Origin of the sequence: Actinotalea soli (assembly GCF_017565425.1) — a bacterium.
Classification (GTDB): domain Bacteria; phylum Actinomycetota; class Actinomycetes; order Actinomycetales; family Cellulomonadaceae; genus Actinotalea; species Actinotalea soli.
The window spans coordinates 854,794-881,193 of sequence record NZ_JAGEMK010000001.1; the positions used below are offsets into that span (position 1 = coordinate 854,794).

Consider the following 26,400-nt stretch of genomic DNA (forward strand, 5'->3'; position numbering starts at 1 on the left):
ACCGCAGTCCCGGGGCCCTAGAGGACGACGGGGGCCGCGACCTGCCAGCGCTGGTGCCAGTCCCCGATGGGCGCCACGCCTGCCCTCTCGAGCGCGCCGTGCCCGAGGACCGAGAAAGCCGGCCTCGGAGCCGGGCGCTCGAAGGCTGCGCTCGTCGTGGTCGCCACGATCGTCGGGTCGAGGCCTGCTGCGGCGACGACCTCCTGGGCGAAGCCGTGCCACGACGTCCGGCCCGACGAGGTGCCGTGGTAGATGCCGGGCTCGGCACCCGCGAGGACCAGCCGGTGGATGAGGTCTGCCAGGTCCTGGGTCCACGTCGGCTGGCCCCACTGGTCGTCGACCACGTCGAGGCCCCCACGCTCCCGGGCGACGCGGGCGATCGTCTTGGGGAAGCAGGCCCCGTGCGCCCCGTACAGCCACGCCGTGCGCACGAGCAGGTGGTCAGGGTTCTCGGCGCGGACGGCCCACTCACCGGCCCCCTTGGTACGGCCGTAGGCCGAGGCGGGGGCGAGGGGATCGGTCTCGCCGTAGGGCTCGGTCGCCGTCCCGTCGAAGACGTAGTCGGTGGACACGTGCACCACGCGCGCACCTGCCACCCGGGCGGCCCGGGCCACGTTGGCGGCCCCGACGGCGTTCACGGAGAAGGCTGCCGACTCGTCCGTCTCGGCGGCGTCCACCGCGGTGTAGGCGGCGCAGTTCACGACCACGTCCACCTGGGGATCGATGCTCAGCGGGTGCGTCACGTCGGTGATGTCGAGCTCGGTGCGATCGACCGCGCGGGCCTCCTCGTCCCGCTCGGCGAGCAACGCCGTCATGTCCTGCCCCAGCATCCCGCCCGAACCCACGACCAACCAGCGCACGCCTGCTCCCATCACTCGCCGCAGAGGAGTCGCCAGCGTAGCCGCCAGGTAGGCTCGCGGCGTCAGTCGAGGCCTGAGAGGAACACATGACCTACCGCGAGCTCACCGTGCCTGGAGCATGGGAGATCACCCCGAAGCAGCACGGCGACCCGCGCGGTGTCTTCCTCGAGTACTTCCAGGGGGGGCCCTTCGCCGAGGCGGTCGGGCACTCCTTCGACCTCCAGCAGGCCAACTGCTCGGTCTCGGCGGCTGGCGTCCTGCGCGGGATCCACTTCGCCGACGTTCCGCCCGGGCAGGCCAAGTACGTGACCTGCGCCAAGGGCGCCGTGCTGGACGTGGCCGTCGACATCCGTGTGGGCTCACCGACCTTCGGGCAGTGGGACGCCGTGCTCCTCGACGACGTGGACCGCCGCGCCATCTACCTGAGCGAGGGGCTGGGCCACGCGTTCATGTCCCTCGAGGACGACTCGACCGTCCTGTACCTCTGCTCGACCGGGTACGCCCCGGGCCGGGAGCACGGGATCCACCCGATGGACCCCGATGTCGGCATCGAGTGGCCCACGACCGGCCGCGACGGAGCCCCGCTGACCCCGCAGCTGTCCGACAAGGACACCGCCGCCCCCGGGCTCCTCGAGGCCCGTGCCTCGGGCCTGCTGCCCGACCTCGAGACGGTGACCGCCTACCTCGGCGCACTCGGCGAGGGAACCAGCCGCTGATGGCGGATGCTGCGGCTCCAGCGCCACCGGACCCACAGCCCGCCCCCAGCGCGACCCGGCGGGAGCTGCGCCGTCGCCGAGAGCTCGACGGGAGAAGCGTCGGCGACGCGGGCACCCCTACGTCCCCCTTCCCGACCACTCTCGTCGCGGTGATCTCGGTCGCCTGGCTGGCGGTGCTCCTGGCCTGGAGCGTCACCCTGCCGACGTACCGGTCGGCCGACGAGGTCCTTCACGTCAGCGCCACGATCTCGCTGCGGGAGACGCTCGAGTGGCCGGGGTTCAAGGAGCTGCCTGCCCTCCGCGAGGTCATGGACTCCCGGGACGCCGCGGGGATGTTCAACGAGGACCGCGAGTACTACCCGCTCGCCGCCGCGGACGCCGTGCCTCGCCCCGAGCGTCCGCCGTTCACCACCGACGGCACCTTCACCGGCTTCGGGATCAACAACCTGGGTCAGCATCCCCCCGGCTACTACACGCTGACCGGCGTGGTCAGCGCCCTGACGCCCTCGACCACCCCCTTCGACCTCCAGGTGTGGCTGCTCCGACTGGTGAACGTGCTGCTCGTCGCGCCCCTGCCGTGGATCTTCGCCGGCATCGCCCGGACCTTCCGCGCCGACCGCGCAGCCGTCGCCGTCGCGGCGCTGACCCCGCTGCTGATCCCTCAGCTCGGCGCCCTCGGCGGGGCGGTCAACAACGAGAACCTGGCGATCCTCACCGGGGCCGGGATGTCCCTGCTGATCGCGCGCGTGGCGGTCGGGGACCTCCGCGCACGCACCGCCCTCCTGCTCGGCCTGGTGCTGGGCGTCGGCATGCTGACCAAGGCCTGGAGCCTGCTCTTCGTCCCGGTCATCGCCCTCGCCTACGTGGTCGCCGGGTTCCGCACGCGACGCTGGGGACGGGCCGCCGGCGGCCTGGCCGTGGCCGGACTGCTCTCGTGCATCGGAGCCTGGTGGTGGGTCCGGAACTACCTCGTCTTCGGGGCGGTGCAGCCTGCCGGTCACCTCCCCGCCCGCGAGGGCGGCCCGCTCGGCCGTCGCGAGGGGCTGCCGGACTTCGTCGACGCCGCGGCCGATCTCCTCCCGACCCGGTTCTGGGCGACCCTGTCCCTCAAGTACGGGGACGACCCGTTCTCGCCAGCCCTGACCGGCGCGCTGACGGTCCTGCTGGCCCTCCTCATGGTGGTCTTCCTGCTCCGGCGTCGTTCCTTCGAGGCACGCCGGATCGACGCCTTCCTGCTCGTCGCCCCGTTCGCGGCTGCCCTGCTCGTGCTCCTCTCCTCGACCTTCTCGCTCTACCTCGTGACCGGGGCCGCACGCGGGCTCCAGGGGCGATACCTCTACACGGGGCTCGCTGCGGTCGCGGCCTGCGTGGCCCTCGGGCTGCTCGGGCTGCTTCGGCCAGCGCTACGGCGGGCGGTCGCCATCCTCCTGAGCGTCCTCGGCGGGTGGTTCACCCTGGCCTCGCTCGCCAGGGCCCTCGAGGGGCACTGGGCAGGCGACGACCTGCTGGACCGGATGACGTCCCTGACCGCGTGGAGCCCGCTGCCGCCGATCCTCTCGGCCGGTTTCGTCGTCCTTGCCGGTGCCGCCCTCGTCGTGATGGTGATCGTCCTCGGCGTCGTCCTGGTCCGACGTGAACCACCACCGCCGCTCGACGCCGAGAAGGAGGTGCTCTGATGGTCGGCACGCCCGATCGCGCCGCCGACCTCCCACCCCGGCACCGTGCTGCTCGGCGGCCGCGCGTCACCGGCGACGGACCCCGACGCCCGCTGGCCCCCGTCACGCGACGGGTCCTCGTGGCCGTGACGCTGGCGTGGGTGGCCGTGACGGCGACCTGGTCGGTGCTGCTGCCGACCTACCGCTCCGCCGACGAGTCGCACCACATCAGCGCGATCCTCTCGATGCAGTACGACGGTGAGTGGGGTGGCTACCGGACGCTCAACCAGCTCGAGGAGCTGCGGGCGACACGGGTGGTCTCCGGATGGACCCAGCGCGAGGACCTCCGGGAGGGGTACTACCCCCTTGCGGCGGAGGGCGCGCTCCCCCGCTCCGAGCGCCCCTCCCTGGTCCCCGACGGGACCATCACCGAGACCGAGGTGGTCAACAGCCTCGGTCAGCACCCCCCGGGCTACTACGTCCTCGGCGCCGCCGTGAACGACCTCACCCCCGCCACCCTCGCCTTCGACATGGAGGCGTGGGCCCTGCGCCTGCTGAGCGTCGCCCTGCTGGCTCCGCTCCCCTGGCTCCTGGCCGCGATCGCCACCCGGCTCGGCGCGGATCCTCCGGCTGCCATCGCAGCGTCGCTGGTTCCCTTGGGGATCCCCCAGCTCGGGGCGCTGGGCGGGGCGGTCAACAACGACAACCTCCTGATCCTGAGCTGCACGGCCGTGGCCCTGCTGGCCGCGAGGATCGCCACCGGCGACCTGCGGGCCCGGACCACCGTCCTGGTCGGCCTCGCGCTGGCCTGCGCCCTGCTCTCGAAGGCCTGGGCTCTGATGTTCGTCCCGGTCGTCGTGCTGGCGTACGTCATCGGCGGCACCCGGACGCGCCGTTGGGGTCGAGCAGCGGGGAGCCTCGTCGCAGCGGGAGCGCTGAGCTGCGCAGGGGGGTGGTGGTGGGTCCGCAACTACCTCGTGTTCGGCACCCTGCAGCCCGCCGGGCACTCCCCCAGCCTGCCCGAACCCCTCACCTGGCAGGAGGGCCTGCCGACGTACCTCGAGCACGCCACGACGCGCATCCCGATGCGCTTCTGGGCGACCCTCTCGATCAAGGACGGATCCCCTCCCTACCCCTACGCACTCACGACGGGCCTCGCGGCGCTCGTGCTCGCCGGCCTCGTCATCTTCCTCGTCCGCAAGCAGTCCTTCGCCGCGGGTCGCGCTGACGCCCTCCTCCTGGTGCTGCCCTTCCTGCTGTGCCTCGCGAGCCTGCTGTACTCGACGTGGGGCCTCTACCTCGACACGGGAACCCCGCGCGGGCTCCAGGGGCGCTACCTCTTCGCCGCGATCGCGGCACCTGCCGCCGCCCTCGGCGTCGGGGTCATGTCCATGCTGACCTTCCGCGCCCGGTGGTGGGCGGTCGTGACCCTCGGCGTCGGCGCGGTGGCCTTCACGGTCAGCGCGATGCTCCAGGCTCTCGCGTTCCACTGGACGGGCGGCGGGAACGACCTCCTCTCCGCAGCTCGGGCGCTCGTCGCCTGGGCCGCGCCCGTGCCGACGGTCACCTTGTCGATCGTCGCCCTCCTCGCGCTCGCCCTCACGACCGTGCTGGTCCTGCTCCTGCACGGAGCGGCGCACGAGCTGCGGTCCGCTGCGCCCCACGAGGTCCGGGACCGCTCCCGCGGGGACCGGGCTGCGGTCGACGACGAGGACGGCGAGCCGAGCCGCCGGAGCGGGGACGAGGAGGCGCAGGACGCCACCCGCGAAAGCGACTATTCCCTCGATCGGGCATAAACAGGCCTCACCCTTGTCACGTTCACCCTGACTCGAGGGGTGGCAGCCTTGGCATACGCCCCGCGGGGTGTCATCGTCTGCCAGGACAGCCTGAGACACCGCGGAGGAACACCCATGTCCGTTCGACTCGTCGGAAGCACGGCGGCCCTCGCCCTCGTGGCGACCCTCGCCGTGCCTACGACAGCCATGGGCGCACCTCCCGCCGCGACCGACAGCATCGTGACCTCGCCGAGCGAGGTCACCGTCGAGGAGCTCGACCTCGGGGGCGTGGACGAGGCGAGCCTCGAGGAGATCGTCGAGGAGGCGACCGCACCCGAGTCCGCCCTCCGCAGCCTGCTGGAGGACGACGGGGCTCCCCCCTCCGACGGCGCTGCGCCCACCCCCGAGACCGAGGAGTCGGCGACCGCATCCCCGGCCCCGACCGAGGACGGCACCGAGGTCGAGGGCGCGACCCCCGAGCCCGGCGAGTCTGCCGCCCCCGCGGAGACGTCCGGGCCTACCGGGACGACCGCACCTGAGACCTCGGAGGCCGAGGAGAGCATCCCGACCGAGGGGGACGGCGTCGCCGGGCAGCAGGAGGAGGACCAGACCGCGACCAGCACCCCGGACTCCGGCGAGGCGCCCCCGTCCCCCGAGGGCCAGGAGAACGAGGCCGCCCCGGAGCCCACGCAGACCCCCGACCCCGCTGAGGAGCACGCCGAGGAGGTCGACCCTGATGTCCTGACCGCCGAGCTCGAGGTCGAACCGTTCGCCGTCATGGGCATCACCTGGGACCTCACCGAGGACCTGACCGACGTGGCCGTGCGCTTCCGCGTCCGGATGGAGGGCACCTGGACGGAGTGGGACGAGGTCGCGGTGGACGACGCGGTCCCCGACGCCGACACCGAGGACGGCAGCGCCCCGGTGACCCGCGGGGCGAGCGAGCCCGTGGTCGCCTTCGACGCCGACGGGATCCAGGTGTGGGCCGAGGCCGCGACCGGCACCGTCCAGGGCCTCAAGGTCGTCCTGGTCGACCCGGGTGAGGACCCGACCGGTATCCCCTCGGCCGCCCAGACCGCGGTGGGCAAGCCGGCGATCATCACCCGTGCCCAGTGGGGGGCCGTCGAGTCCCAGGTGACCTGCGACCCCGACTACTCCCGTGACGTGCGCAGCGCCGTCGTGCACCACACGGCCTCGACCAACACCTACGACGCCAACCAGGTGCCGGGCCTCCTGCGGGGCTTCATGGCGTACCACACACGCCCCGAGGCCAGCGGTGGCCGCGGCTGGTGCGACATCGGCTACAACTTCCTCGTCGACAAGTTCGGCCGCATCTTCGAGGGGCGCACCGGTGGGGTCGACAAGCCCGTGGTCGGCGTCCACGTCGGCGGGTTCAACAGCCGCACGATCGGTGTCTCCGCGATCGGCAACTACGACACCGCGCAGGCCCCGGCCGCGCTGACGGAGAGCATCAGCCGGATCATCGCCTGGAAGTTCTCGATCCAGCGGATCAGCGCAGGCACCTCGGTCTCGATGGTCTCGGGCGGTGGTGCGACGAGGTTCCCCGCGGGGACCAGCGTCTCCCTGCCGACGATCTTCGGGCACCGCGACACCCAGTCGACCGCGTGCCCCGGGCGATACCTCTACGCACAGCTCCCCGCGATCCGGTCACGGGTGGCGGCGATCGCCAACGCCACGGTGGCCGCCTCTCCCCTGGGCAACTGGGAGAACGTGTCCGCGACGGGCTCGGGCATCAACGTCAGCGGCTGGGCCCTCGAGGTCGGCAGCACCGCCACGGTCACCCTGCGGGTCTCGGTCGGCGGGCAGAACCACCTCATCGCGGCCAACCGCAACCGGGCCGACGTCGGCCGGGCGCACCCCGCCTCGGGGCCGCTGCACGGCTTCTCCGCCTCCGTGCCGGCCGGGAACGGACGCCACGCGGTGTGCGTGACCGCCATCAACCAGGGTGCCGGCAGCGACACCAACCTCGGGTGCCTCTGGGTGCGCGTGAGCAACGCGACCCCTGTCGGCAAGGTCGACACCATCCGGGCGACCGCCAACGGCGTGAACGTCTCGGGATGGGCCTTCGACCCCGACACGGCCAACCCGATCAACGTGCACATCCGGGTCGGCAGCACGCTCACCTCGATCCGTGCGGACCGCTCGCGACCCGACGTGGGCCGGGCCCACGGCCGGGGGGACAACCACGGCTTCAACGTCACGCTGCCGGCGGCCGAGGGCAGCCACCGTGTGTGCGTCAACGCCATCAACGTGCCCTCGGGCACCAACCCCGCCCTCGGCGCGTGCAAGACGGTCCAGATCGGCAACCCGCCGATCGGGCACCTCGACGCGGTGACCGTCTCCGGGAGCACGGTCAGCGTCCGCGGCTGGGCCCTGGACCCCGACACCACCGCCCCGAGCTCGGTGCACATCCAGGTCGACGGACGCTCGGTCCGCTCGGTCCGCGCCGACTCCCCGCGCGCAGACATCGGTCGGATCTACGGTCTCGGCGACAACCACGGCTTCCGTGGCAGCGTCGAGGTCCCCGACGGTGCGCGGCGCATCTGCGTCTTCGCGATCGACGCGACCGGCGGCCGCACCAACACCCTCCTGGGCTGCCGCAACGTGGTCGTGACGAACGCCGCACCCATCGGGCACGTCGATGCGGTCTCGGGCGGCTCCGGGACGGTCACCGTGCGGGGCTGGGCCCTGGACCCCGACACCACCGCGCCGATCCGCGTGCACGTCTACGTCGACGGCAGGGCGGTGCGCTCGGTCCTGGCCAGCGACCCCCGGGCCGACGTCGGGCGCATCTACGGGATGGGCAACAACCACGGCTACCGCACCACCGTCGCCGCTCCCCCCGGGCCGCGCACGGTCTGCGTCTTCGCGATCAACGCGACGCCCGGACGCAACACGCAGACCGGGTGCCGTCAGGCCACGGTCCGCGGGTGAATTCCGGTGGCCGCCGGCCACCAAAGACGGACAATCCGGGACCGAGCAGACGGCGGCACGGCCCGCGCCCAGGACACGCACGGGCCGTGCCGCCGAGCGCGGTGACCGCCGGGTTACCGTGACCTGACACCGAGGCCCACGCCTCCCGACCCCCTCGAGGACCACAGATGACGTCGCGCCGCCGTGCCCTGGTCGTGGCTGCTGCCGTCGTCGCCGTCCTCGTGATCGGTGGCGTCGCCGCTGCCGTCCTGATCGGCGGGGGGAACGACAGCAGCCCGGTCTCGACCCCGTCACCGAGCGAGAAGCCCGAGGCCTCCCCGACGCCGGACGAGGACGCGAGCCCGACCACCACGCCCACCCCCACGCCGACCGACGAGCCGGAGCCGGAGCCGACGCAGGAGCCGTCCCCGACGCCGACCAGTCCCGCCCCGCCCACCGTCGCCGAGACCAACGTGACGGTCACCATCTCCGGCTGGAACGACTCCCTGGGCGCCGCCGAGGTCGTCGGCTACGCCGACGTCGTCGAGCAGACAGGAACATGCACCCTGACGCTGACCCGTGACGGGGTCACCGCCTCCGCCTCGGGAGCGGCCCTCGCCGACGCGTCGACCACGAGCTGCGGCTCGGTCAGCGTGCCACGGTCCGAGCTGTCCGCAGGGACGTGGACGGCAACCCTGACCTACTCCTCCCCGACGTCCCGCGGCACGTCCGAGCCCGTGCAGATCGAGGTCCCCTGATGCGCACCCGCCCCGTCACCCGCGTGGTCTCCCTGATCCTCACCGTCGCGGTCGCGATGGTCGGAGCCGTCGCCGTCGTCGTCGCCCCGCCCGCGAGCGCCCCGGCCGAGGCCGCCGACCTGCGGCTCTTCGACCCCGGCATGATCATCAGCGACGCCGCATTCTACGACGCCTCGACCATGACTGCGGCGCAGGTCCAGAGCTTCCTCGTGTCCAAGGGGTCGCGCTGCACGAGCACGAGCAGCCTCGTCTGCATCAAGGACTTCCGCCAGACCACCCAGAACAAGCCCGCCACGGCCCAGTGCCAGGGGGCCTACACCGGTGCGGCGAACGAGACCGCGGCACAGATCATCGCGAAGGTCGCGCGGGCCTGCGGCATCAACCCCCAGGTCCTGCTGGTGACCCTGCAGAAGGAGCAGGGCTTCATCACCGCGACGGCCGGCAAGTCCGCTGCCACGTACAACAAGGCCATGGGCTTCGGGTGCCCCGACACCGCCGCGTGCAACACCGAGTACGCCGGGTTCTTCAACCAGGTCTACCGGGCTGCCTACCAGTTCAAGAACTACGCGCTCAACCCCAACAACTTCAACCACCGCGCCGGCATGACCAACAACGTGCGCTTCCACCCCAACGCCGCGTGCGGCAGCTCGCCGGTGTTCATCCGCAACCAGGCCACCGCCGGCCTGTACAACTACACGCCCTACCAGCCGAACCCCGCGGCCCTCGCCGCCGGCTACGGCTCGGGAGACAGCTGCTCGGCCTACGGCAACCGGAACTTCTGGAACTACTTCACGGACTGGTTCGGCTCGACCGACCAGCGCCAGCCGATCGGGACGGTCGACTCCGTCACGAGCACGGCAGGGAGCATCACCGTCCGCGGCTGGGCCCTGGACCCTGACACGACCGCGTCGATCCGGGTGCACGTCTACGTCGACGGCAAGGCGGTGCGCTCGGTCCTCGCGAACGGGACCCGGACGGACATCGGTCGGATCCACGGCAAGGGCGACCAGCACGGGTTCAGCACCTCGGTCCCTGCCGCGGACGGCCGGCGGAACGTGTGCGTCCACGCCATGGACGCCACCGGGGGCAGGGTGAACCCGCAGATCGGGTGCAAGACCGTCACCGTGGCCAACACCCGGCCTATCGGGTCCCTCGACTCGGTGACGGCCTCCGCCGGGTCCGCGACCGTCCGGGGCTGGGCCCTGGACCCCGACACCGACGCGTCGATCCGGGTCCACGTCCACGTCGACGGACGCGCGGTGCGCAGCGTGGTGGCCAACGGAAACCGCCCCGACGTGGGCCGCACCTACGGACGCGGCAACCTGCACGGGTACGCCGTCTCCGTGCCGGTGACCGACGGCCGGCGCACGGTCTGCGCCTTCGCGATCGACTCGACCGGCGGACCGAACCGACAGCTCGGCTGCCGGACCGTGACCGCGACCAACGCCGCTCCGATCGGCTCCCTGGACAGCGTCACCACCAGCATCGGTGGCTCCCTGCGGTTGCGCGGCTGGGCCCTGGACCCCGACACCGACGACTCGATCGACGTCCGGATCACGGTCGACGGGACCGTCATGAGCACGATGACCGCCGCCGCAGCCCGGGCCGACGTCGAGCGCGTGCACGGCCGCGGTCCCCTCCACGGCTTCACCTACGAGCAGGACGCCGCCCCCGGGGACTACCAGGTCTGCGCCGAGGCCCTCGACGCGACCACCAAGGTCGCACGTCAGCTCGGGTGCCGCACCGTCACGGTCAACGGCGCGCCCTTCGGCCACGTGGACTCGGTCACCGGTCTGACAGGCGAGATCCGGGCTCGGGGCTGGGCCATCGACCCGAACACCAACGACCCGATCCGCGTCCACGTCCACATCGACGGCTCGCCCGCACGGTCGGTCCTCGCGAACATCCGGCGCGACGACGTCGAGCGCGCCCACCAGCGAGGCCCCCTGCACGGCTACGACACCCGCGTCCCGGCAGCGCCAGGGTCGCGGAACGTGTGCCTCTACGGGATCGACGTGCAGCGCGAACGCAACACCCTGCTCGGCTGTCGGACGGTGACGGTCACCTGAGGGGTCGGCCGAGGCCGAGCACCCATCGCCTGCGGGTCGCGGAGAGCGCGGGGCAGGGGCCGTGGCGTCAGGCGCGCAGGGCCTGACGGTACGCCGCGACGTGCACGCTCGCGGCGGCGTCCCAGGTGAACTGCTGGGCGCGAGCGACGGCCGCAGCGGCCAGCTCCTCACGTCGTGCCGCGTCGTCGAGCAGCTGCCGCAGAGCGTCACCGATGCTCTGCTCGTCCGTCCCGCAGTAGGCCACCGCCTCACCACCGACCTCGGGGAGCGAGAGCTCACGGGAGGTGAGCACCGCGGCGCCGCAAGCCATCGCCTCGAGCACCGGGAGGCCGAAGCCCTCCCCCAGGCTCGGGTAGGCCACCACCTCGGCCCCCGACATGAGCCCGGCGAGGTCACCGAGCGGCAGATACCCGGTCCGCTGCACGTCGAGCCCGTCAGGGACAGCCTCGATCGCGGGCCCGACCGCGTCGTCCCAGCCTGGTCCCCCCGCCAGGACCAGACGCGGCGGGTCGCTGAGACCCGCGCTGGCGCGGACCCAGCCCCGGATGAGGGCAGGGACGTTCTTGCGGGGCTCGAGCGTCCCCAGGAACGCGACGTACGGCGCCGTCCCGAGGCCGAGAGAGGCGCGCACCCGGGCTTGCTCCTCGGCCGACGTCGGGTGGAAGACCGACCCGTCGACACCGTGGTAGGCGACGTGGAACAGCGGCTCGCCACCGCCCGCGAAGCGGCGGACCTCGTCCCGTGTGGCACGCGAGGGGACCACGACGGCTGCCGAGCGGCGGACGGCCGCACGGGTCGCGGCCCGGAAGAACCTCGCCTTGACCGGCGAGTGGAGCTGCGGGTGGCTGAAGAACGTCGCGTCGTGCAGCGTGGTCACCACGGGCACCGACGAGAAGCGGGGCATCGTGTAGTGCGGGCTGTGCAGGACGTCGGGGCGCAGCCGCCGGACCAGGGCCACGAGTCCGCTCTGCTCCCAGGCGAGTCGTGCCGCACGCCCGGACAGGGCCGCGGGTGCCGTCACGATCTCCGCCGCGGGGACGAGGTCGCTCGTCGCCTCCGCGTCGCGCTCCTGGCAGACGACCGCGAGGGCGACGTCCTGCCGGGCGAGGGCGGGCAGCAGGGCGTCGACGTACCGACCGACGCCACCGCGGTCGGCGGGGATCGCGGTGGCGTCGATCAGCACGCGTGGCGTCATGCGTTCGCGACGTCCTCGATCACGTCGATCTGGCGGAGTGCCTTGGCCTTGACCTGGGGCAGGGAGGCCTCGAGCTGCGAGCGCACCTGCTCCTCCTGGTCGATGAGCAGGCCGATCCGCTCGGCGAAGAGCTCGTCGGTGTAGGCGTCGTGGCCCACGGCCCACTCGGCGAGGCCGAACATGTCCAGGACCTCGCGGTACTTGTGGCTCCAGCCGATGACGAGGGTCGGGACCCCCATCGCCAGCGAGGACACCATCGCGTGGAACCGCGAGGCGACGAACACGTCGCACCGGCCGATGAGGTAGCGCAGGGCCTGCGAGGAGAGCTCCTCGTCGGGGAACAGCACGCGGTCGGGCGAGGAGAGCCCGGCGAAGACCTCGCGGCAGAGCGGGAGGTCGTTGTTGTGGGTCTTGTCCGTGGTGGACCGGGCGCTGTGCGCGACCAGCAGGACCTTCTTGCCCAGGGTGCCCGTCAGGTGGTCGATCATGCGCTGGACCTCGGCGACGTAGTCCTCCCCCGCCGCCTCGGCCGACTTGCGCAGCACCGCGCTGGGAGAGACCCCGACGACGTCGCCGCCCTCGAAGAAGGTCATGTCGACCGCGGCCTGCGCGAGGGCGGCGTCCCGGTCGGTCACCTCGAGGGTGAAGGCCAGGTCAGCACCCTCGTGCAGGTTGTCCAGCCCGAGGCCCGTGAGGTGCTCGTGGGTGACCGCGCCGCGGGAGACGATCGCCGCGACCCGCGGGAGCAGCGTCTTGGCCGCGAAGCGGTTCAGGGGGCTCGTGAAGGGACCCATCGCCTGAGCGCACTTGACCACCGGGGTGCCGACGAGGAGCGCCGGGAGGATGCTCGCCACGTTGTAGATGAGGAACTTGCCCCGACCGTCGACGAAGGTGATGCCACCCTGGTCGAGCAGGACGTCAGCCGTCGCGAGGGCTCCGACCTCCGGGACGGCCCGCTCGATGGTCTTGCGCAGCGGCGGCAGGAGGCGGTGCAGCAAGGCTGCCGAGTTGAGCAGCACCCCGAGCCGCAGAGGGGACGCGTCGAGGACCCGCAGGTTGGGGTACTCGTTCTGCTCGGCGTCCGACCGTGGGTACATGCTGAGCAGGATGAACCGCGTCTGCGCGTCACGGGCCGAGAGCTGCTGGACCCCGCTCTCGAGCATCGCGGCAGCCCCCTTGTTCCCGGAGAATGCCGAACCGATGACTGCGACCTTCATGACGCACTTCCTTCCCTGACGTCGCGGATCTTGAGGGCACCGTAGACGAGGGCCACGACGACGTCCCCGACGGTGCTGTAGAGGCGGGCGAGCAACGAGAGCACGATGGCCTGCTCGACGGGCATGTACCGCGAGGCGAGCAGGACGATCACGGACTCCCGGACGCCCAGGCCGCTGGGTACGAAGACGGCGAGGATACCAACAGCCCCGGCCAGCACGTATGTCGCCGCGAGCGGCAGGTAGGCCGTGGACGGGACGTCGAGGAACGACGCCACGATGAGCACGAACCCGAGCCCGTTCACGAGCCGGGGCAGGAGGAAGGCCAGCTGGTAGCCGATCGAGGCCCGGCCGCCGAGGAAGTACTCCTCGGGGACGTCACGCTTGAGCGCCCGGCGGGCCACCAGGTTGACGCCCCAGCGGAACACCCGACGGTTGGTCACCAGGAGCAGCGGCACGAGGGCGAGCAGGACGGGCAGGAGCATCCCGACGACGTCTGCCGAGTCCCCCACCAGGACGTCGTGCAGGAGCAGGATCACCGCGGTCGGGATGATCGAGCCGAGGAGGAGGAAGACGTTCTCGTAGACGAAGGTGATGACCACCAGGGTCCGCGAGATCCCCCGCTGCTGCGCCCACAGCACCTTGTTGGCCACCGAGCCCACCTGGCCGGGGACGTACTTGAGCAGCCACGAGGCGCACTGCACCCGGATCGCGTCAGCAGCGGTGACCCGCGTCGTCCCCAGATGGGTGACCATCGAGCCCCACAGCAGGCCCGAGACGATCACGGCGGCTCCGAAGAGCACGACCGCTCCGACCGACCAGGCGTTGACCTGGACCTCGATCTCGCGGACCGCGTCCCAGTTCGCGACCAGGGCCCGGCCGAAGAAGAAGACGACCAGGCCCAGGACCGCGACGGTGAGACCGACGCGGAGGAGGCGCCTACGACTCAAGAGAGTTGAAGCTACGCAGGACGTCGAGGTCCTTCTTCTGGGAGAAGGCCACCAGACCCGTGGGGTCCGCGTAGCCCACGGCGATGAGCATGATGACGCGCTCGTAGGGAGCCAGGCCCAGCGTCTTGGCCATCTTGGCCTCGAGGGGCTCGAAGTCCGGCCAGTTGATGACGCTCGAGCTCAGCCCCAGGGTCTCGAGGGCGTACATGAAGCCCATCGAGGCGAGGGCTGCGTCGATGTAGATCACGTGCCGGTCGCGCGGGGAGAAGTAGCTGTCCAGGCGTCCCTTGACCACGATGAGCGTGGGGATCTGGTGGGCGTACCCGGCCGCGCCGAAGGGGATCCCTGCGACCCGCTCGACCATGGCCGGGTCGTCGAAGACGAGGTACTCGTACGGCAGGCGGTTGCAGGCGGTGGGCGACTGACGACCGACCAGGAGGGCCTTGTCGAGCAGCTCGCGCTCGACCGGCTTGTCGAGGAACCAGCGGACCGACCGGCGCTGCATCGACAGTGCTGCGAGCTGCTCGTAGGTCACGTCGCTCTGCGGGATGTCGCCGTGCACGTAGGGCTTGACCGTGCCGTCCGTGGTGGAGTGCTCGAGGGAGGTGAAGACCGCCCTGGCGCGGTCGACCACCGGGTCGGCGACCGTGACCACCGCGAAGTACTCGGCGAGGACGTCGTGGGCCCAAGTCATCTCGCTGGCGTCCATGACCGGGTCCTGGGGGCCGCGGCGCAGGGCCGTGCGGTAGAAGTCGACGGTCTCGAGGATGTAGTCCTTCGCGAAGGCGTCCCGGCGCGGACGCATGAGGATGCCCTTCTCGAGCCGGTGGATGTTGCGCCTCAGCTCGACGTGGCTGCTGCGGCTCCGACGGAGGTTCTCGTAGTAGGCGCGCCGACCCGAGAGGACCGCGAACTGCTCGCGGTTGAAGGTCCCGAAGCCGGGGATCGAGTAGAGGGTCGCGCCGAGGCGCGTGGTCCCTGCCGCCGTGAGCACCCCACGGTTGGCGAGCTCGTAGGCCTTGCGGACTGCGGGGATCGCCAGGAGGTCCTTGGCGATGCGCTTCAGCTTCTTGATCACAGGAGTCCTCAGACGGGGGCGGCGGTGGCCGGACGCGGCACGAGCCCGTTGGTGGTGGTCGACGACCCGGCCCCAGGAGTGTACCCGGCGGGCCCGGGCGGCCGGGCGGGACCACGGGGTGGGACCCGTAGGCTCGCACCGTGAGCACAGCACGGGACGGCCTCGAGGTCACGATGACGGTCGAGCAGCTCTGGCAGCCGGCCCCGGGAGGCTCGGGCACCTACATCGTCGAGCTCGCCCGCGCCCTCGTCGAGGCCGGGGAGGTCGAGCTCACCGGGCTCGCAGCCCGCCGGTCCGGCGCGCCGTCGGCCGATCTCCCGACCGAGATGGCCGTGCACCACGCACCGCTCCCCCGCGCGCTGCTCTACGAGTCGTGGCTGCGGCGCAGGGGCCACGGACGACGCCGCGACGCGGCCTCTGCCGCGGTGCTGCACGCGACCACCTGGGCCGTCCCGCCACGCCGCGGTCCCCTCGTCGTCACGGTCCACGACCTCGCCTTCCTGCGGGACCCCGGGCACTTCACCCCCCGGGGGAACGCCTTCTTCCGCAGGGCCCTCGACGTCGTGCGGGGCGAGGCCGACGTGGTCGTGGTCCCCTCGCAGACCACGGCCGAGGACTGCACCGAGCACGGCATCGAGCCTGAGCGGATCCGGGTCGTGCACCACGGTGTGCGCATCCAGGAGCCGCAGCCCGGGGAGGTCGAGGAGTTCCGCCGCCGGCACCGCCTCGAGCGCCCGTACCTCCTGTGGTGCGGCACCCTCGAGCCGCGCAAGAACCTCGCCGTCCTGCTCGACGCGTACCGGGCGCTGCTCGACCAGGACCCCGACCTCGACCTCGACCTGGTGCTGGTGGGACCGCAGGGCTGGGGCGGCGCCGCGGCCGATCTCGCCCGCCGGTCGGGCACGCTGCCCACGGGTCGGTTGCGGCTCCTGGGACGGCTCGACGAGGCCGACCTGCACCGCGCCTACGCCGGGGCACGGACCTTCTGCTTCCCCTCGACGTGGGAAGGGTTCGGGATGCCTGTCCTGGAGGCGATGGCCCACGGCGTCCCGGTCGTGACCTCCGCCGGCACGTCGATGGCCGAGATCAGCACGCACGGCGCCCTGCTCGTCGACCCGACCTCGCCGACCGACCTCGCGGCCGCCCTCGCCGAGGCCGCCGGCGAGGGGCACTCGAGGCTGGCCGAGGCTGCCCGCACCAACGCCGCGGGCTTCACCTGGGCGCGGAGCGCCCAGCTCCATGTGGAGGCCTACCGTGCCGCAGCCGCCTCGGGCTGACCTGCCAGCAGCCGCGACCCGCCGCGACGGGCGCGCCTAGACTGGTCTGGTCCTCCCGGGCCGACCGGACCCCGACACCGCTCCCGTCCCTGCTCAGATTGGCAGCCGTGCCTCCCTCCGCCCCCCGAGACCAGGACTCCGTCCGGGCCCGCGGGCCCCGGGTCCGCGCGGTGGTCGTGACCTGGAACGGGGCCCACCTGCTCCGTCCGTGCCTGGACTCCCTCGTCGACCAGGACGGGGTCACCGAGGTCGTCGTGGTCGACAACGCCTCCCAGGACGGCACACGCGACCTCCTGCGCGGCGAGTACCCCCAGGTCACCCTCCTCGAGAGCCCGACGAACTCCGGCTTCGCGGGAGGGGCCGAGCTCGCGATGCGCGAGGGGGACGCCGAGCTCGTGCTCCTGCTCAACAACGACGCGACCCTGGACCCGGGCTCGGTGCTCAGCATGATCGAGGTCATGGAGACCCCTGGCAACGAGGACGTCGCCGCCGTCACGGCGAAGATTCTCCTCGCCGGGAGCTTCGTGGCGGCCGAGGCGCAGGCGACCGGGTTCACCCGGGACGGACGGACCTGGGTGCCGGCACCGCCGGGAACCCCTCAGGCGGTACGGCTGGTCAACTCGACGGGCAACCAGGTCACGCGGGCCGGCGCAGGGACCGACCGGGACTGGTTGGCCGTGGACGGCACCGAGTCCCGCGAGACGGACGTCATGGGCTTCTGCGGCGGAGCCGCGCTCCTGCGCAGCTCCGCGGTCCGCGAGGTCGGCGGCTTCGACCCGAGCCTGTTCCTTTACTACGAGGACACGGACCTGTCGTGGCGGCTCCGCGCTGCCGGCTGGAGGGTCCACTACGACGGGAGGGCCGTGGCCCACCACCAGCACGCCGCGAGCTCGGGGACCTCGAGCCCCGTGTTCCGGTACCACAACACCCGGAACTCGCTGGTGGTCTTCGGCCGCCACGCCCCCTGGCCGCTGGTGCTCCGGGCCTACCTCCGCCAGGCCGTGGGCGCCACGCTCGCCACGATCCGGCGGTCCGAGCCACGCGGGACCCTGGCTGCCCGATGGCGTGGGCTGCGCGACGCCGTGATCGCTCTACCGCGGGTGCTCGACACCCGCCGGAAGGTCTGGGATCAGGCTCGGGTCGACCGATCCACCGTGGCCGAGTACCTGAGGTGAGGACTCGGGCCGCCGGTACTGGATGGCCTTGATCCGCTCGAGCTGGTCCTCGAGGAGCACCCGGTTGGTCCGTTGCAGGTCCGAGAGCACCCCGAGTGCGAGGGACAGCAGCGCCGCCACCGCCATGATCGCCCCGTAGATGAGCGACTGGACGTTGCCCGAGGTGTCGCCTCCGGTGAGCCAGATGAACAGGAACCGCACCAGCGGGGCCGCTGCGAGGACGCCGAACAGGAGCGTCAGGGTCGTGAAGATGACGTACGGCTTGAACATCAGGTAGCTGCGGGTGATCGCAGACCCGGACTTCGCCATGTGGTGGAAGATGTTCTTGAACAGCCGCGACTCGCGCGTCTTGGCATTGGTCTCGACCGGCACGCTCTCGATCCGCAGGCGCTTGTTGCCCGCCTGGATGATCGTCTCCATGCAGTAGCTGAACTGCGTCACGACGTTCAGGTGGAACAGCGAGGCCCGGGAGTACGCGCGGAACCCGCTCGCGGCGTCGGGCAGCTCGGTGCTGGCAGCCCGGTTGACGATGTAGCTGCCGAAGCGCTGCATGACCTTCTTGAACGGCGAGAAGTGCTCGATGGTCTGCGTCTGCCGGTCCGCGATGACGATGTCGGCCGTCCCCGCGAGGATCGGCTGGACCAGGTCCCCGATCCGGTTCTGCGGGTACTGGTTGTCGCCGTCGGTGTTGACCACCACGTCGGCGCCGTGGGTGAGGGCGTAGTCGACGCCGTCGCGGAAGGACCGCGCGAGCCCCATGTTCCGGGTGTGGTGCACGAAGTGCCTGACGCCGTGGGCCCGCGCGACCTCGAGGGTCCGGTCGGTCGAGCCGTCGTCGATCACGAGGATCTCGATCTCGTCCACACCGTCGATCTGCGTGGGGATCGACTCGAGGACCGAGGGGAGCGTCTCCTCCTCGTTGAGGCAGGGGATCTGGATGAATACCTTCACTGCGTCGCTTCCTCTCAGCCAGCCCGACCGGTGATGCGGCGGACCCGCCCGGTCATCCTTCGTGCGACCTCGCGCGGGCCGCCCGCGGCGAGGTAGTCGCGGGCCAGGGCGATGTCCGCCCGCAGCCCCTGTCGCGCTCGGTACGGCTGGGCCGTGACCTCGGGCCGGCCCAGGTGGTACTCGAGGTCTGCCGCCCGCCGGGGCAGGCGGCAGAACTCGATCAGCGGCATGAGGGCCCGCGACCAGTGGTACTCCACCGCGAAGCCGCGGACGTTCTCGCGCGCGGCCCCCGCGGCCTCCTCGTCGTACAGCATCTGCTCGAGGGCCTCGACCAGCGCGTCGACGTCCTCGGCCGGGACGGCTCGACCCAGGCCGCGCAGGGCGATGAGGTCGCCGAAGGTGTCTCCCTCGGTCGCGACGATCGGCAACGAGGCCCACAGGTAGTCCAGGATCCGCGTGCGGAAGCTGAAGGCGGTCTCGACGTGCTGGAAGTGCGTCGAGACGCCGACGTCCGCGTCGAGCAGGTAGTCGGCGCGCTCGGCGTAGGGCACCCACCCCTCGTTGAAGAAGACGTGGGTGCCGACCAGGCCGAGCTCCTCGGCGAGCTGCTTGGTCTCCCACCCCATCCGCATGGCGGGCACGCCGGGGTTCGGGTGCTTGAGCCCCAAGAAGTACAGCCGCACGTCGTCGTGCCGCTCGCGCAGGCGGTCCACCGCACGCAGCAGGGTCAACGGGTCGAACCAGTTGTAGATCCCGCCACCCCAGAGGATGACCTTGTCGTCCTTGCCGATGCCCGGCACGGAGTCCCGGATGGCCCGCCGCTTCTGCACGGGCGGCACGTCGGGGATGCCGAACGGCACGACCGCGATCAGCGAGTCGAGACTCTCGTCCTCGTCGTAGACCTTCGGGTTGACCCGTCCCTGGCCGGCCAGCTGGCCGAACCAGAAGTCCCGCTGCTTCTCCGAGGCGCACAGCATGAAGTCGGCCCGGCGGAGCTGCTCGTTGAGCACCCGCGTGGTCTCCCGCACCGCGAGCACGCGCCCCTCGGGGCCCTGGTCGCGGGCCTGCTCGAGCTGCTCGAGGTGCATCGGGTCGTAGATGTCCGCGACGACGATCTTGGCGCTGTCCTTGAGCCAGGGCGCTCCCTCGAGGAGGAAGCCCTGGAAGATGATGACGTCGGCCCAGTCGGTGTGGGCCCTGAGGGCGTGGCCCACCGCGGTCACGACCTCGAAGTCTGCGTGACTCGTCTGCGCCCCGGCGGTCGACAGCAGCCGCACGTCGTGCTCCGAGGAGAGCGCCGTGGCGATCTCCCACGCGCGGATCGCCGGTCCGGCCATCCGGTCGAGCAGCGGCTCCCCCGTCACCACGAGCACCCGGTGCCGCGAGACGAAGTGCTCGGCGATGCCGAAGGCCTCGACGAGGACCGCGTGGGCGTCGAGGTAGCTCTCGATCGCGTAGGCGGGCTCGATCGCGTGCCGGAAGAGCGGGAACAGCTCGCGGTCGCTGCGTCGACGCTTCTCCTGGAGCTCGCGCCGCGACTCGAGGAGGGTCGGCAGCTGCTCGACGAAGTAGTCGATCGCGTAGGGCCCGGTGAGGGCCATCTTCTGCACCTCGATCGTGCCGACGTCGTCCCCGCCCGGTGAGCGCTGCAGGTCCAGGGCGGTCGCGTCGGTCCCGGTGCGGGCCAGCGACCGGCGGACCGCGAGGGCCATGGCGGCCGGGAGCGCCTTGGCGAGGGACTCGTCGTCCAGGTTCTTGTACATCGCGAGGAGGGCGTTGCGCTCGAGCAGGTAGCTCTCGCGGAAGTTCCCGAACTTCTTCATCGTGACGTGGTGGCGGTGGTAGGCGACGGACCGGGGCTCGTACCGCACCCGGTAACCCAGCACGTTGAGCCGCCAGCCGAGGTCGACGTCCTCGTAGAACATGAAGAAGCGCTCGTCGAAGCCCCCCACCTCGCGGTAGAGGTCGGCGCGCATGACCATCGCGGCCCCGGTGCCGAACAGCACGTCCTTGGGGTGGTCGTACTCGGGCGAGTCCGGACGCTCGGCCTCACGCTTGTAGCCCATCCCGAACCAGGTCAGGGAACCGTCGACGTAGTCGACCAGGTTGCCGTCCCAGTCCAGGACCTTGCTCGCCACGCACCCGATCGTGCGGTCCGAGGCGAGGGTGGCGACAGCGGCCGAGACCCAGTCACGACCGGGGCGGGCGTCGTTGTTGATGAAGGCGACGTACTCCCCCGTCGCGTGCTCGACCCCGAGGTTGCACCCCCCGGCGAACCCCGTGTTGGAACCCGCCTGGACGACGACGGCCTGGGGCACCTCGGCCCGGATGCGCTCCTCGCTGCCGTCCCCCGAGTCGTTGTCCACGACCAGGAGCTCGAGCTGCTCGGCCGGCCAGTCGACGTCGGCGAACGACCGCAGGCAGGTGATCGTGTCCTCGGCCCCGCGGTAGTTGACGAGGATCACGGAGACCACGCCCGGACGCGCAGGTCGATCGGCGTTCGTCCGACTCACAGAGTCCTCCAGGAGCAGCAGTCTCGGGGTGGGTGCGCCCCGGCTCTCGCGGGCGCGCGTCGGCCGCCCAGACTACCGGCTGCGCCACGCGGGCCGGCCATCGTCGCGGCGGGGCGGCGTCCCTCGGGACGAGGTCCGGACCGGGGACCCCTCCAGGGTCGGTACTGTGGACCCGCCCGCGCCGGCGAGACCTCCCCCGGCCCGACCGCATGAGAGGCCTCATGTCTGACACCGCCGTGGCCCGGACCGCCGAGCTGGCTCAGCAGCCGATGCGCATCGCCGGACCACGTCCGGGGTTCGCCCGCGGCACGCTCTCCTCGATCCGCGACATCTACCACCAGCGCGAGCTCATGGGCTTCCTGGTCCGTCGCGAGCTGAAGGCCAAGTACAAGGACAGCGCGCTGGGTTTCGTGTGGACGTTGATCCGCCCGCTCGCGATGCTGCTGATCTACTACCTGGCCCTGGGCAAGTTCCTCCAGGCCGAGCGGTCGATCCCGGACTTCGCGGTCTTCATCTACACCGGCCTCACCGCCTGGACGCTGTTCAGCGAGATCATCAACAGCGGCACCTCGTCGATCGTCGGCAACTCGGGCCTGATCAAGAAGGTCTACCTCCCCCGGGAGATCTTCCCCCTGAGCGTGGTCGGCTCGGCGGTCTTCAACTTCCTCATCCAGCTCACCATCCTGGTCGGCGCGACACTGCTCGTGCAGCGCTTCCCGACGGGGCCCCGCTGGGGCTACTTCTTCCTCGCCCTCGCCGTGCTGCTCGTCTTCGGCACGGCGCTGGCGCTGCTGCTCTCGGCCGTCAACGTCTACCTCCGGGACATGCAGTACCTGGTCGACGTCGCCCTCCTGATCTTCTTCTGGGCCTCCCCGATCGTGTACTCGTGGCGCCTGGTGACCAACGGTCTCGGGGACGCCGGGCTCGGCGGGGGCTGGGTCGAGGAGGCCTACCTGGCCAACCCGATGACCCTCGTCATCCTCGGGTTCCAGCAGACCTTCTGGGTCGCCGGCGACGGTGAGCCCGTCCCTGACCATCTCGCCACACGGCTGGGCGTCGCCCTGGTCGTCGGCCTGGTCCTGCTGTGGCTGTGCCAGCGGACCTTCGCCCGGCTGCAGAGCAACTTCGCGCAGGAGCTGTGATGTCCGACCTCGACGTGATCCGGATCGACGGCGTCTCCAAGCGTTTCGTCATCCGCAAGGAGAAGTCCCTCAAGGAACGGATCGTCAACTTCGGGCGGTCCAACCTCCACAAGGACGACTTCTGGGCGCTGCGCGACGTCGACCTGGCGATCTCCGCCGGCTCGACCGTCGGCCTCGTGGGTCCCAACGGCTCGGGCAAGAGCACCCTGCTCAAGCTCATCGGCGGCATCCTGCAGCCGACCGCCGGGACGGTCCACCTGCGCGGCCGCCTCGCGGCCCTGCTCGAGCTGGGCGCGGGGTTCCACCCCGATCTCACCGGCCGGGAGAACGTCTACCTCAACGCATCGATCCTCGGGCTGACCCGCAAGGAGATCGACAGGCACTTCGACGCGATCGTCGACTTCTCGGGCATCGAGAAGTTCATCGACACCCAGGTCAAGTTCTACTCCTCCGGGATGTACGTCCGCCTGGCCTTCGCGGTGGCGGTCCACGTCGACCCCGACATCCTCCTGGTCGACGAGGTCCTCGCCGTCGGCGACGAGGCCTTCCAGCGCAAGTGCCTCGAGCGGATCAGGGCCTTCCAGCACGAGGGCCGCACCATCGTGCTGGTCTCGCACAGCCTCGACCAGGTCGCCGAGTTCTGCGACAGGGCCGTCGTCCTCGAGCACGGCCACGTCGTGACCGACGGCAGCCCCCGGGACGCCCTGCGCACCTTGCGGGCCGACTTCGAGGCCACCCGCAAGGAGGAGCTCGACCGCGCGGAGAGCAAGCTGAGCGCCGACGACCGCCGTGCCAGGGCGAGGTTCATCGGCATCTCCCTGCACGCCGAGGACGGCGAGACCGGGCACCTGACCCTCGCCCCGGGCCAGGGCATGACCGTGCGGATGACGATCGAGGCCGAGGACCGTGTGACCGGGGACTGGATCCTGGGCATGGGCATCACGACCCCGCTCGGCACCGTCCTGCACAGCACGACGAGCCGGCTGCTGGGCACCACGCTGCCCGAGCTGCACGGGACCGCGCAGTACGAGTTCACCCTCGACGGACTGGCCCTCAACGAGGGCGAGTACGCGGTCAAGGCGACCCTCGAGTCCGAGACCGGGGCCGAGATCGACACGGTGCCGGTCGCAGCGCAGTTCTCGGTCGAGACGCCGACGACCTCCCTCGGCCCGCTGCACGTGCCGGCGACCCTCACCGCCCTCTAGCCGGGTTCGCGCCGCCCCGGCAGCTCAGGCCGTCCTCCTGGGGTGCCCCTCTCACGGGGCACCCCGCCCCTCGGCGGTCACCCCCGCCGTGGCCTCCTGAGCAGCGGCACCACCGCCAGGAGCAGCAGGCTGAGGGCGACGGCGCCCGAGATGATCAGCCCGGTGGACATCCCCGGGGCGCGGTACTCGAAGACGACCTCGTGCTGCCCCTCGGGGATGGCGACCGCCGCCATGCCGTGGTCGGCATCCACGAGCTCGGCCTCCTGCCCGTCGACCGACGCGGTCCACCCACCCCCGCGCACCGAGTCAGCCAGGACGAGCCACCCGTCCCCGTCGGCCTCGATCGTGACACGGATGTCGTTGGTGCCCTCCTCGACCGAGGTCACCCGACCGTCGGCGCCCGCCGCACCGATGAGGTCGGCGGCGTCCTCCAGGACCACGGTCTCGGTGGGCAGCTCGCCCGAGCCGAGCAGCTCGACCCGCGTCGTGGGCTCAGGCTCGACGGCCTCCTCGCCTGCCCACCGGATCCGGCTCAGAGCCGTCGTCCGCTCGAGGATGGTCACCCCTCCGGTCTGCACGACCCGGAGCCCGTCGTCCTGGGGTCGGACGACCTCGGCGGCGAGACCGTCACCGCCGTCAGCGGCGAAGACGACAGGTCCGGTCGTGCCGTCGAGCTCGACGACGAGCTCGGTCCGAGCCCCGTCGGGCACGTCGTCCGCCGCGAGGGCGATCCAGAGCTCGCCCTCGGGCAGCGAGCGGCCGAGGGTGTGCACGGTCTCCTCGATCGGCTCCCCGTCGACGACGGGCGTGACGGTCACCGTCCCGCCCGATTCCCCCACGGCCAGCCCCTCGGGGATGCTCAGGATGACGCCGCGCATCGGCCCCTCGAGGTCTGCGGTCGCTGTCCCGTCCTGGCCCACCGTGATCGTCCCGTCCGCAGGGCTGCCGACCTCGCGCGGACCAGGGACGATCATCGCCGGCGGCACCGTGGCGTAGCGCACCCCCATCCTGTCGAGGATCGGCGAGGCGAGCTCAGCCGGCATGTCCTGCCCCGTGAGAGCCGAGTAGGTCGAGGTCCGCATCACCCCGGGGTCGACCGCTCGCAGGAGCTCCTTCCAGGCATTGGTGTGGAAGGCGTGGCCGTTGGCGGCCCGGAGCCCGTAGGCCGTGCTCGTCCCGGGCATCATCGTGTTGCTCACCGAGATGAAGCGGTCGTCCCCCAGGTTCTCGGCGAGGAACTCGTGGCTCGGGGTCTCGGGGTAGAACAGCTCGACAGGCGCCTTGGGCCACCAGGTGTCAGCCACGCTGACCGCCTGGAACGACAGGAGGACCGGTGCGGCCGCGAGGAACGCCATCCGCCAGACCAGCCCGCCGTGCCACAGCACCACGAGGGCCAGCAGGCCGACGACACCGGCGCACACCGCCGCCACGAGGATCCCCCGCTCGACCTCCTCGACCCCGTGGGGCGGGACGTAGCGCGTGACCCGGTGCACCGCGACCACCGCCCCGACCGCTGCGACTGCCGCGACCCCGGTGCGGACCAGCTCGGTGCGGGACAGGCCCAGGCCGCGCCCCCTCGGCGCGGGGTCCGCAGGGGCCGGACCTCCCGTCGACGGCTCCGTCGTCGCCGGGTCGTCGACGGCGGCCTGACCGCGCCGGAGCACCGCGGCGAGGCCGAGGGCCGCCGCCACCGCACCGAAGAACCCGACCAGCACACGCATGCGTCCGATGTAGTTGTTGGAGAAGACCGGCAGGTTCTGGACGAGACCGAGGGGCAACCCGCCCACGTAGACCAGCAGCATGCAGATCGCGAGCGCGGCGAGGATGTAGGACCTCACCCCGCGCGCCCCCGGTAGCGCGGGGGCGATCGCGAAGGCCAGGAGCACCAGCACGACGGCTGCCGCTCCGAGGTAGGAGAAGGTCTCGATCGGGTTCTGGTACGAGGCCCAGTAGGCGCCGATCGGCCCCCCCAGCATCTCGGGGACCACGGCGGTCGTCAGGGCGGTCCACTCGAGATGGATGTCGGGGTTCTGCGCTCGCACCGAGAAGTCGATGACGTTGAGGGACTGGTTGACGAAGGGCAGCAGCTGCCAGGCCGTGAGCCCGACACCGGCGACCACGCCGAGCGCGGCGACCCCCAGCGGACGGACGACCTCGCGCAGGCGCGGGGACTCGCCCAGGACCCGCACGAGGGCGTACGCGGCCGCCGCGTAGAGCCCGTAGGCCGTGACGGCCGGGAACCCCCCCGCGATCAGCGCCGCGACCACCAGGGCCACGGGGACGAGGTCGCGCCAGCGTCGCTCGCAGACAGCACGGTCCACCGCCCAGAACAGCAGGGGGATGAGGGCGCCGACCCGCGTCTGCGCCCAGTTGGTCCAGGCGAACATGAACCCCGAGGCGGCGTAGATCAGCGCCGCCACCGCCCAGGAGGCCGAGGGCAGGCGCAGCCGCCGCAGGAAGAGGCTCATCCCGACCGTGATCACGGCGATCTCGAGGAGCTTGACCGCGCCCGGTGCGTAGGTCGACGGCAGCAGGAACCACGGCAGGGACATCGGCGAGAAGTTGGCGCCGTCGGGCAGAGGGGCGGCGGCGGTGCCTCCGACCGTGTACGGGTTCCACTGCGCGAGGTCCCCCGAGGCGAGCCCCTCCTTGATCAGGAGGGTGCGCGGGGTGACCGCGTCGAGGGTGTCACCGAGCCACTGGTTCTGGAACGCCGGCGGGGCCGGGTCCAGCGCGGCCCACGGTGGGAACGCCTCGAGGGTGTCGACCCCCAGGAAGACGGTGCTGCCGAGGACCGCCGACCCCACGCCGAGCACGGCGAAGGCGAGGAGCGAGAGCCACGAGATCGCGGTGGTCGCCCGCAGGAGCGCGTGCGCCCGCGAGCTGCTCAGCGGGGGGGGCGCCTCGAGGAAGCGGTTCACGACGGGGTCACC

18 protein-coding genes are annotated in these 26,400 nt (G+C 71.7%); 10 read left to right on the forward strand and 8 right to left on the reverse strand.

The features are described 5' to 3' along the window. Positions 1-17 precede the first annotated feature (17 nt). A complete protein-coding gene (gene rfbD / locus J4G33_RS03925; protein WP_208054546.1) occupies positions 18-860 on the reverse strand; it encodes a dTDP-4-dehydrorhamnose reductase in 843 nt (280 codons plus the stop codon). 86 nt (positions 861-946) lie between these two features. On the opposite strand from rfbD, the gene J4G33_RS03930 reads away from it, so the two are divergent. The 6 genes from J4G33_RS03930 to J4G33_RS03955 all read left to right on the forward strand — a co-directional run bounded on the left by J4G33_RS03930 (position 947) and on the right by J4G33_RS03955 (position 10,767). After that, positions 947-1,576, forward strand: a complete 630-nt coding sequence (locus tag J4G33_RS03930) for a dTDP-4-dehydrorhamnose 3,5-epimerase family protein (RefSeq protein WP_208054547.1) — start codon at positions 947-949, stop codon at positions 1,574-1,576. 149 nt (positions 1,577-1,725) lie between these two features. Next, positions 1,726-3,252 (forward strand): glycosyltransferase family 39 protein, encoded by a 1,527-nt coding sequence (locus J4G33_RS03935; protein WP_208054548.1) that lies wholly within the window; start codon positions 1,726-1,728, stop codon positions 3,250-3,252. Beyond that, the gene (locus tag J4G33_RS03940) at positions 3,252-5,027 is read left to right on the forward strand and encodes a phospholipid carrier-dependent glycosyltransferase (protein WP_208054549.1); all 1,776 of its coding nucleotides are present in this window, start codon (positions 3,252-3,254) and stop codon (positions 5,025-5,027) included. The genes J4G33_RS03935 and J4G33_RS03940 overlap by 1 nt, the downstream gene beginning before the upstream one ends. A gap of 114 nt (positions 5,028-5,141) precedes the next feature. Next, complete coding sequence (locus J4G33_RS03945) at positions 5,142-7,961, forward strand: N-acetylmuramoyl-L-alanine amidase (protein WP_208054550.1); 2,820 nt, start codon at positions 5,142-5,144, stop codon at positions 7,959-7,961. Positions 7,962-8,128: 167 nt separating this feature from the next. After that, complete coding sequence (locus tag J4G33_RS03950) at positions 8,129-8,698, forward strand: hypothetical protein (RefSeq protein WP_208054551.1); 570 nt, start codon at positions 8,129-8,131, stop codon at positions 8,696-8,698. After that, entirely contained in the window at positions 8,698-10,767 is a 2,070-nt protein-coding gene (locus J4G33_RS03955; protein ID WP_208054552.1) for a hypothetical protein, read from the forward strand. The genes J4G33_RS03950 and J4G33_RS03955 overlap by 1 nt, the downstream gene beginning before the upstream one ends. Before the next feature lie 67 nt (positions 10,768-10,834). Here J4G33_RS03955 and J4G33_RS03960 read toward each other — a convergent pair whose 3' ends face one another. Genes J4G33_RS03960 through J4G33_RS03975 form a run of 4 tightly spaced genes read right to left on the reverse strand, consistent with a single transcriptional unit; the run spans position 10,835 to position 15,204 of the window. Then, positions 10,835-11,962: a glycosyltransferase family 4 protein gene (locus tag J4G33_RS03960; protein WP_243758384.1), complete on the reverse strand. Its 1,128-nt coding sequence runs from the start codon at positions 11,960-11,962 to the stop codon at positions 10,835-10,837. Next, positions 11,959-13,179, reverse strand: coding sequence for a polysaccharide pyruvyl transferase family protein (locus tag J4G33_RS03965; protein WP_208054553.1), 1,221 nt, complete (start codon positions 13,177-13,179; stop codon positions 11,959-11,961). Before J4G33_RS03965 ends, J4G33_RS03960 begins: the two co-directional genes overlap by 4 nt. Next, positions 13,176-14,126: a lysylphosphatidylglycerol synthase domain-containing protein gene (locus J4G33_RS03970; RefSeq protein WP_208054554.1), complete on the reverse strand. Its 951-nt coding sequence runs from the start codon at positions 14,124-14,126 to the stop codon at positions 13,176-13,178. Before J4G33_RS03970 ends, J4G33_RS03965 begins: the two co-directional genes overlap by 4 nt. Beyond that, positions 14,116-15,204 (reverse strand): nitroreductase family protein, encoded by a 1,089-nt coding sequence (locus J4G33_RS03975; RefSeq protein WP_208054555.1) that lies wholly within the window; start codon positions 15,202-15,204, stop codon positions 14,116-14,118. Before J4G33_RS03975 ends, J4G33_RS03970 begins: the two co-directional genes overlap by 11 nt. A gap of 140 nt (positions 15,205-15,344) precedes the next feature. Here J4G33_RS03975 and J4G33_RS03980 point away from each other — a divergent pair, with 140 nt between their 5' ends. Together J4G33_RS03980 and J4G33_RS03985 are read left to right on the forward strand one after the other, a co-directional pair. Then, a complete protein-coding gene (locus tag J4G33_RS03980; protein ID WP_307793725.1) occupies positions 15,345-16,481 on the forward strand; it encodes a glycosyltransferase family 4 protein in 1,137 nt (378 codons plus the stop codon). Positions 16,482-16,588: 107 nt separating this feature from the next. Continuing rightward, on the forward strand, positions 16,589-17,656 hold the full coding sequence (locus J4G33_RS03985; protein ID WP_208054556.1) for a glycosyltransferase family 2 protein: 1,068 nt from the start codon (positions 16,589-16,591) through the stop codon (positions 17,654-17,656). Here the strand turns inward: J4G33_RS03985 and J4G33_RS03990 are convergent. Beyond that, positions 17,573-18,607 carry a glycosyltransferase family 2 protein gene (locus J4G33_RS03990; protein ID WP_208054557.1) on the reverse strand — a complete coding sequence of 345 codons (1,035 nt, stop codon included), beginning with the start codon at positions 18,605-18,607 and terminating at the stop codon, positions 17,573-17,575. The two genes, J4G33_RS03985 and J4G33_RS03990, sit on opposite strands and share 84 nt — an antisense overlap. Positions 18,608-18,621: 14 nt before the next feature. Beyond that, entirely contained in the window at positions 18,622-21,081 is a 2,460-nt protein-coding gene (locus tag J4G33_RS03995) for a glycosyltransferase (RefSeq protein ID WP_307793726.1), read from the reverse strand. A 260-nt stretch (positions 21,082-21,341) separates the two neighbouring features. Here J4G33_RS03995 and J4G33_RS04000 point away from each other — a divergent pair, with 260 nt between their 5' ends. Further along, positions 21,342-22,262 (forward strand): ABC transporter permease, encoded by a 921-nt coding sequence (locus tag J4G33_RS04000; protein WP_208054559.1) that lies wholly within the window; start codon positions 21,342-21,344, stop codon positions 22,260-22,262. Then, complete coding sequence (locus tag J4G33_RS04005; protein ID WP_208054560.1) at positions 22,262-23,467, forward strand: ABC transporter ATP-binding protein; 1,206 nt, start codon at positions 22,262-22,264, stop codon at positions 23,465-23,467. The genes J4G33_RS04000 and J4G33_RS04005 overlap by 1 nt, the downstream gene beginning before the upstream one ends. 77 nt (positions 23,468-23,544) lie before the next feature. Here J4G33_RS04005 and J4G33_RS17710 read toward each other — a convergent pair whose 3' ends face one another. Next, a complete protein-coding gene (locus tag J4G33_RS17710) occupies positions 23,545-26,388 on the reverse strand; it encodes a YfhO family protein (RefSeq protein ID WP_208054561.1) in 2,844 nt (947 codons plus the stop codon). Positions 26,389-26,400 lie beyond the last annotated feature (12 nt).